Here is an 8,450-nt window from a genome sequence, read left to right as displayed (position 1 = left end):
CGCCGCAAACCCCGCATGCCGGCAACAAGAACGGCGACGCCAAGACCAAGGTGCTCAGCACCTATATCGTCGAAAAGGGCAAACCCCTCGCCTCGCCGGCGTGATGCGGTTATCGGCTGGTGCAGCGGCAAACTCCCTCTCCCCGCAAGCGGGGCGAGGTGACTGAATTCGCACTTCGATTACCCACCCTCATTGCTGCTGCTTTTCCCAGAACGACAGCAGGCCCTGCGAGGCCGAGCCGCCGATCACGCAGGGGATGCCGACCGCGACCTGGCCCAGTGCCGCGGCCGAGACGCAGCCGAGCGCGACCGCGCCGACGCCGACCTGGCCCCAGAAGTCGAGGTTGCGCCTTGAATCCGAACCCTTGGCCTTGAGCTCTTCCACCGCGGCGAGCGCGTCCTTGCGCACCGCGCCGAGCTGCACGGTGTCGGCGGCCTCGACCACCTCGGTCAACGGCCCTTTCACCGCCGCCGGCTGCACCGCCAGTTCGCTGCGCAGATATTCGCGCAGGCCCGTATCGCGCACCGCATAGCTCGCCAGCGTGTAGCGCGCCATGCTGCCGACCGTCAGCTTGTCGATGGTGTCATGGCTCTTGCTCCAGGGCAGCATCTTGATGATGTGCAGAACCGGCACATAGGAACCGGTCGCGAAATAATATCCCCACAGCGTATCCAAGAGATCCTGATTGCCGGCGAAGGTCTGCGTCAGCTTCAGCTTCTTGTCTTCCTTGGCGAACGGATTCTGCGTGAATACGCCGCGCAGTTTGTCGAGCATGCCGGGTTTGGTCTCTTCCAGCGGGATATCGGTCAGGGTCGGCAGCGTGCCGGCGAGATAGCTGTCGATCATCACCTTGCGGCCCGGCATCCGCGGCTCAACCTTGCGCAACAGGTTGCGCCAGTCGGGCAATCCCGAATAGGCGATGGCGCGCACGATCACCCATTCATCTTCCGGCGGGATCGGAAACAGGCTGGTGACGAGTTGCTCGGCCTTGGCTGGGTTGGATCCGATCGCGCCGGCGAGAAAGCCGAGATAGATGCCGGCATTCTCCGGCTCCTTGAAGCTTTGGGTGTGAAACAGCACGCGCATCGCGGCGGGGACGTGCGCGTAATCGGGCCTGGCGCGGTAATTGTAGATCCATTGCTGGACCACGCCGAGCGAGGCGTGCGGATCGACCTCAGGTGTAACAGCGGCATGGAGGGGCTCGATCAGCACAAACAAAGCAGTGACGAAAGCTGTGGTACGCATGTGACGCTCCCAAGAAGCGTGGGCGTCTGCAGCACGCGCAGCGCCACGTTTTCCGGCTCCTTGGCTAAGCAGCATTTAAAGCGGCTATACGACAAGCGCGGTTCGGCACCGCGTCGAAATTATGGCAAGCCGTTAACGCTTAAGGCCACAACTGACCTTATCCCAGACATTGTTTCGCCGCGCGCACCCACTTCGATCAGGTCGGGACAGGTGGGATGACAGGCGGACGTGCGTGATGGGCCTATTGAGCCGGCAATGCCGACGGCCGATAGCTGCAGGGGCGTTGTTGATCGTAGTATTGGCGCTGTGTTCGGCGTTGGCGGCGGAAGCCGCGGATGTTGAAGCGAAGGCGCGCGATGGCGACGCGAAGGCGCGCGCCGGCATTACCGTCCAGGGCAATCTGCGCATCGACGCCGACACCGTGCGCTCCTATTTCCATCCGACCTCCGACGGCCGCTTCGACGAAGCCGCGCGCGATGCCGCGCTCAAGGCGCTGCTGGCGACCGGCCTGTTCGACAAGGTCACGATCGAGCCCGCGGGCGAACATCTGGTGGTGCATCTGAGCGAAGCGCCGGTGCTCGGCCTCGTCGTGTTCGAAGGCAACAAGAAGGTCAATGATGCGGATTTGACCGCCGCGATCGAATCCAAACCACGCGGAACGCTGCAGCGTGCGATGGTGCAGAGCGATATCGGCCGCATCCTGGAAGCCTACCGCCATGTCGGCCGCGACGATGTCGGCGTCAGGCCAGAGATCATCAGCCGCGGCAGCAACCGCGTCGACCTCGTCTACGTCGTGACCGAAGGCGCCAAAACACCGGTGCGGCAGATCGAGTTCACCGGCAACAAGGCGTTCGGAAAACGCCAGCTCAGCGCCGTGATCAAGACCTCGACCACCTCGGTCCTGAGTTTTCTGACCCACAGCGACGTCTACGACCCCGATCGCGTCGACGGCGATCGCGAGCAGTTGCGGCTGTATTACCGCGGCAAGGGCTATGCCGACGTCGCCGTGGCCGAGGCCAGGGCCGAATACGATCCGGCCATCCACGGATTCACGCTGACGTTTTCGATCGACGAAGGCCCGCTCTATCGTTTCGGCGACATTACCCTCGTCTGCAATGTGCCGGGGCTCGATCCCGAAAAATTGCGCCGCCTGCTGCTGGTGCGCCCGGGCGCGCTGTTCGACGGCAACGCGCTCGACAAGACCGACGACGTCCTCGCGGTCGAGCTTTCGAAACTCGGCTATCCCTTTGCGCGGGTCATGCCCCGCACCACCCGCGACGCGGCGGCGCAACGCATCGGCGTGGCGTTCACGATCGAACAGGGCGCGCGCACTTATGTCGAGCGCATCGACATCCATGGCAATACCCGCACCCGCGGCTACGTGATCCGGCGTGAATTCGATATCTCCGAGGGCGACGCCTACAACAAGGGCCTGATCGATCGCGCCGAGCGGCGGTTGAAGAATTTGAATTATTTCAAAACCATAAAGATCACCAACAAGCCGGGCTCGGCGCCCGACCGCGTCGTGGTCGATGTCGAATTGACGGAGCAGCAGACCGGCGATTTCAGCGTCTCCGGCGGCTACTCGACGGTCGATGGCCTGCTCGCCGAGGTCAAGGTCGGCGACAGCAACTTTATGGGCACCGGCGACACCGTGAAGGCCACCGTGACCTATGGCCAATATACGCAGGGCGTCGATCTGGCGGCATCGGAGCCGTATTTTCTCGGCACCAAGGTTTCCGCCGGTATCGACCTGTTCGCCAAGACGAGCGACGCCAACAGCTACCAGTCCTACGGCACCAACACCTACGGCGCGTCGATGCAGATTGGCACACCCGTGACCGAGCAATTGGGCGTGCAGTGGCGCTATTCGATCTCCAGACAGGACGTCACGCTCGATCCGGCCTCGCTCGCCGCACCCGCTTCGCTGCCGATTCAGCAGGCGGCGCTGGCTGGTCCGCAATGGGTTTCGGCCGTCGGCGACACCGTCACCTACAGCACGCTCGACAATGCCAAGAATCCGACCAGCGGCCTCAATGCGCAGCTCAAGCAGGATGTCGCGGGACTGGGCGGCGACGTCAACTTCCTCCGCACCACCGAAGACGTGCGCTACTATCAGTCGCTGAACAGCGATCTCACCGGCATGGTGCGCGCCCAGGGCGGCTACATCACCGGCTGGGGCGGCCAGCAAGTGCCGCTGATCGACAGCTTCTTCGGCGGCCCGAGCCTGGTGCGGGGATTTGCGCCCAACGGTTTCGGGCCCCGCGATCTCACGCCCGGCACCACCATGGATAATGTCGGCGGCAGTATGTACTGGGCGACGACCGCCGAACTGCAAAGCGCCATTCCGGGGGTGCCGCAGGAATATGGCCTCAAGGCCAGCGCCTTTGTCGATGCCGGCAGCGTGTTTCACTACGCCGGGCCGACGACATTCCCGGGCTCGACGCAAACCATGCAGCTCGCCAACGCCAACATCGTGCGCTCCTCGGTCGGCGTCGGCCTGACCTGGGGCTCGCCGTTCGGCGCGCTCACCGTCAACTACGCGGTACCGCTGAGCAAGACGAGCTACGACGTGGTGCAGCCGCTCGGCTTTAGCGCTTCGCCGTTTTGAGGCGGGCGCTCATTGATCCCGCGCATGCAGCGCAAATGCTTCCGCCGTTTTCGCTCGCTGCCTGGCCCGCAGAATATCCGGCTCAATGCGCGATCAGCAGCGGAACGGCGGCGTCGCGCAGCAGCGACCGGGTCACGCCACCAAAGATCATCTGGGTGGTCCGGGGGCGGCTGTAAGCGCCGACCACAATGAGATCGGTATCGTGACGTTGCGCATAGGCCAGGATGGTCTTGGCGACGGGCTCGCCCTGCGAGGTCACCTGTTCGACGGTCACCCTCACGCCGTGACGACTGAGATAGCGCGCCACATCCGCGCCGGGCTCCTCGCCGTGACGCGGGTTGTTCTGGGGATCGACCACCAGGATGGTGACGGACTGCGCACCGACGAGAAACGGAAGCGCATCCGCGATCGCGCGCCGGGCCTCGCGGCTCGCATTCCAGGCGACCAGCACATGCGCCGCATGGGAGCCGGTCCAGGGCTCCGGCAACAGCAGAAACGGCACGCCGGTCGCAAGCACAAGCGCTTCGGCCGACCAGTCGCTGGGCAATCCCTGGGATCGCGAACCTCCGACGATCACCAGATCGGCATGCAGGGAATTCAGCGCAACGCTGTCATCAACGTCAATCTGGTGCAGAGAGCGGAATTCGAAGCTGATGTCTTCACGGCCGCAGGCCGCGGCGAAGCTTCGTTTCGCGGCAGCGATCGCGTTGTTTTCCTTGAACCGGTGACCGGCAACGACCTGCGCGACCGCCTGTCGCCCCTGCACGAAGGATTCCGCGGTACTGCCACCGGACATCAACGGCACCACGAAAATCCCGATCAGGTGAGCGCCATGACGCGACGCCATCCCGACCGCATAGACGGCGCGCGCCGCGCCGGCCGGGCTGGGATCGACAAAGACAGCTATGCTTTTGAACGACATTGAAACATTTCCTCTTGCCCTCTCGCCCTCGCGCGCCGCTCCACGTCGCGGCGCGCCACGATCGGCATCGGTGACATCGATCGAAATCCTGATCAAAATAGTCTGACGGCCCGATCGCATATTGATCGAGCTCAATGGGGCGGGCGATCGGCCCGGACACGGGTTTGGCTGCCCGGCGCGCCCGACGTCCATCCGACTCCCGCGACATCCCGGATCAATCAGGATGCCCCGACCGGGAACGGATCTGACCATGGAGCCGGCGCGCAGGGGGTTGCTTAAACAAACGCAACGCCGAGGCGGTCTTCGGCGCGCCAGACAATCCGGCATTTGCTGATGAAGTTGAGAGAGACCACCGCCAACATGAATTCGGGTGGGAGTTTGGAGTTAGCCTCTACCGTCAATGCCGCGCCTGTCTAAAGAGCGTCGCGATCGCGTCTGCTTTGGCCGTTCACCAAGTGTATCGCACCACGCCTTTGCCCGCGTAGCTGTCGGTGACGTTGGAGAACTCGCCTTCGAAGGTGGCCGCCGCCGACCAGCCGTTCAGCCACTTCATCTCGATCGCGGCGGTGGTGAGCGCGGAGTCATGCGCCTGTGCTGCGCCATTGACCACAAAAGAAGCCCCCGGCAGCGCCTGGAACGTGGCGCCAATCGAGCGATTGGGATCGTAGTCATGGGCCCAGGCGACACGGCCGCGCAGCGTCAGCACGCCACCTGCCATGGCGTAGGATTTGTCGGTGCGGATGCCGAGTTCGCTGCGCGGGTCGGTGACGTCCTTGGCGCCATAGGCCAGCGCAAACGTGCCAGCGCCGGACAGCACCTGCTCGGCATAGGCAGGCAGATCGAAGGTGGTGAACTGGCCCGCGGCATAGGGCGTGATGCCGATGCCGCCGCTCCATGGTGTAACAAAACGATAGCCGCCCTCGATCCGGCCCGAATAGGCATTGGCATTGAACTCGGCGCGCAACATATCCGTACCGGCGACGGTCACCGTGCGGTTGGTGGTGATGTCCTGCCAGCCATAGGCCAATGCGGCCGAGATATAGGCCGGGCCTTCGTTGTGGCGCACGAACGCGCCGGCCTGGAACAAATCGGACCGTCCCGTACCCCCATTGGCAACGCTGAAATTGGTGCCGCCGCCCGCGAGCGCAAAGCCCGCGATTGTATTCGGCGAGAAGCGATAGTCGGCGCCCACGGCCGTGCCGTACACGCTTGAGGTGGTGCTGTTCGATCCGAGCGCTGTGTTGCCGTAGGTGGTCTGCGAACCACCATAGCCCGCCATCCAGGTGCTCCAGCGCTGCTCGAACGGCGTGACGGGTGGCGCCTTGGTGTAGATCGCGGCCAGCGCGTCGTTCGGCTTGCGCTGGCCGGTATAGGACAGCGCGTTCTCATCGGCATAGCCCGTCGTGCCAGTTGACGGGGTAGCACCATCGCTGCGGCCATTCACGAACGGATCGGTCATCACGCCCAAGAACTGGGTCATCGCATCGAAGGTGGTCTGCTGCGATCCGGTCGCGGCCTCGCCGGACAATTGCGTCAGCCCGGCTGGTGTCAGGCCGCCGAAAATCAGCGGAATGCCGCCATTGCTGTTGAAGAAATTGACGATGGCGTTGGCGACGCCCTGCTGGTTGCCGCCAAAATTCGATCCTTGTGGCGGCACGAAGCTGAGCGCGAGGTCGAGATAGGCATGCGTCGCGTCATAGCTGAACGCGGTGCGAAAGCCGGATGGCAGATTGCTATCGATGGCCGAAGCGAAGGCACCGCTAACGCCACCGGTGGCCGTCAGAATCGTGTATTGCTTGCTGACGTAGATGCCGCTCGCAAACATCGCATTCACCGTGGCACCACCAAGTGTGGCCGAGCCCGTCACCGTCGCGAAGCTTGCCGTCGTCGGACTGACTGCAATCACATAAAGCGCGCCGGATTGAAAGGCGAGATTGCCGTTTACCGTCATCGACGAGCCTGCTGTGCCGTTACCCGGCGCAAACGTGCCACCGCTCTGGATCGTGGTATCGCCGATCGAGCCGGTGCCGTTGAGGAGACCGCCAGAGCCGATGATTGGATCACTGAGCGAGCCGTTCACCGTCAGCGTCGCATTCGTCACCGTGATGCCACCGGTGAAGCTGTCGGTGCCGCTGACAACAGTTGTGCCGGAGGTGACGTTGAGGCTCGCAGTGCCGCCGACATTATTGATCGTGCCGCCTGTCGAGTTGATCGGCGCGTTGAGCAAACCGTTCTGCAGCGTGCCGCCGTTGAGATTCAGGGCTGCCTGAGTCTGTGTGGTGCCTCCGAGATCGAGCGTGCCGCCGGAATTGACCGTCGTCGATCCGGTCGCAGATCCAAGCGCGCCGACATTGGCCAGCAAGAGCGTGCCAGCATTGATCGTCCAGGGCGTGACCTGTGTGGTCGTTCCGCTCAGCGTCCAGGTTGAAGTGCCGTTCTTGATGAAGCTTGCAAAGCCCTGGAATTGTGCCGAGGCTCCGATCGCCGAAACATCGAAGCTCGAATTGGTCGCACCTCCGAGCCGGAGTGTGCCGTGATTGGTCTGGTCCACCACGTTGCCGATAAAGCTGTAACCCGCCTGCAGCTCAAGGATGTTCGTACCACCCGTGAAAGTGATGGCGTTGGCACGCGTAACGCCGTCGCCGGCAAGGCCGCCCGAAATGGTGCCGCTGTTGATGACGGTCAATCCAGCTCCGACCACGCCGGCACCGCCCACGCTATTCGAGCCAGGCGGATAATCCGGCGGGTAATAGCCTGAGCCGCCAGTGCCGCCTTGGCCCCCGATGATCATTCCGGAATTGACGAGAACAGACCCGGTTGATGTAAATAGAACGCCGATCCCGCCATCTCCACCGCCGCCGCCGTAGGCGCCGGCACTGTTTCCTCCGTTTCCGCCGGCGCCGCCTTGGAGTGTGCCGGTGTTGGTGCTCGCGCCGGCACCTGTCACGACGGCGCCGGCTCCCCCCTCGCCGCCACCACCTGCACCGCCGTCGTCGTTGCTGTTCGTCTGAGCGCCTCCGGCACCGCCAGAACCTCCGGTCAGGACGGCAGAATTTGAAAGGTTGGTCACGGTCGCGGCGCTATAGCCGCCACCGCCACCGCCGCCACCGTATTGGCCGTTGCTTGGACTCCCCGTCTGCCCGTTCAGATTGGCGGCCGTGCCGCCAGCACCGCCGAGGCCACCGCCATCACCGCCGCTCCCGCCAGTGCCGCCCGGTGTCGCGCCACTCCCAGCACCGCCACCACCGCCACCAGCGCCCTCATACTCCCCCAAAAAGATGGTTTGGCCTACCTGACCCACGCCTCCATCAGGACCGGCCCCTCCAGTGCCACCAGCCGCTCCGAAATTGCTGTCCCCACCGGTTCCGCCTGCGGCCAGCGCGGACGTGGGCGCCGCGAACGCGACCGACGACGCCAACAGCAGCGCGACGGATGCCCGGGTGGACCAGATACGCGCTACATCAGCCGCAACTTCACGCTGTCTCGCGCGCATTCCCAGTACCTCACCCAGCAATTGGCTGGCCCAACTCAGAAAACGAGCGGAAACACCCACCGCCTGACGGGCTTGATGGTGCGAACTCTTGCGGAAGATTGAGGGGGGCGCCTAGGTCCCGAGACGGTCTTGAGACCTACGAAAGAGCGAGCTTGTGGCTATCGAGCCACACGTGCGCA

4 protein-coding genes are annotated in these 8,450 nt (G+C 63.9%); 1 reads left to right on the top strand and 3 read right to left on the bottom strand.

Annotated features, from left to right (window positions below; genetic code table 11):
- Positions 1–189: 189 nt before the first annotated feature.
- Entirely contained in the window at positions 190–1,245 is a 1,056-nt protein-coding gene (locus ABR948_RS25480) for a hypothetical protein (protein ID WP_428123271.1), read from the bottom strand.
- Between the two features lie 286 nt (positions 1,246–1,531).
- On the opposite strand from ABR948_RS25480, the gene bamA reads away from it, so the two are divergent.
- The gene (gene bamA / locus ABR948_RS25475; protein WP_428123270.1) at positions 1,532–3,856 is read left to right on the top strand and encodes an outer membrane protein assembly factor BamA; all 2,325 of its coding nucleotides are present in this window, start codon (positions 1,532–1,534) and stop codon (positions 3,854–3,856) included.
- 82 nt (positions 3,857–3,938) lie between these two features.
- Here bamA and ABR948_RS25470 read toward each other — a convergent pair whose 3' ends face one another.
- Together ABR948_RS25470 and ABR948_RS25465 are read right to left on the bottom strand one after the other, a co-directional pair.
- Positions 3,939–4,778, bottom strand: coding sequence for a universal stress protein (locus tag ABR948_RS25470; RefSeq protein WP_428123269.1), 840 nt, complete (start codon positions 4,776–4,778; stop codon positions 3,939–3,941).
- 448 nt (positions 4,779–5,226) lie between these two features.
- Entirely contained in the window at positions 5,227–7,725 is a 2,499-nt protein-coding gene (locus ABR948_RS25465; RefSeq protein ID WP_428123267.1) for an autotransporter outer membrane beta-barrel domain-containing protein, read from the bottom strand.
- Positions 7,726–8,450 lie beyond the last annotated feature (725 nt).

Source organism: Bradyrhizobium sp., assembly GCF_050014615.1.
Lineage (GTDB): Bacteria > Pseudomonadota > Alphaproteobacteria > Rhizobiales > Xanthobacteraceae > Bradyrhizobium.
Note: the sequence above shows the minus strand (reverse complement) of the source record. Positions and strands in the feature narration are given on the sequence as shown.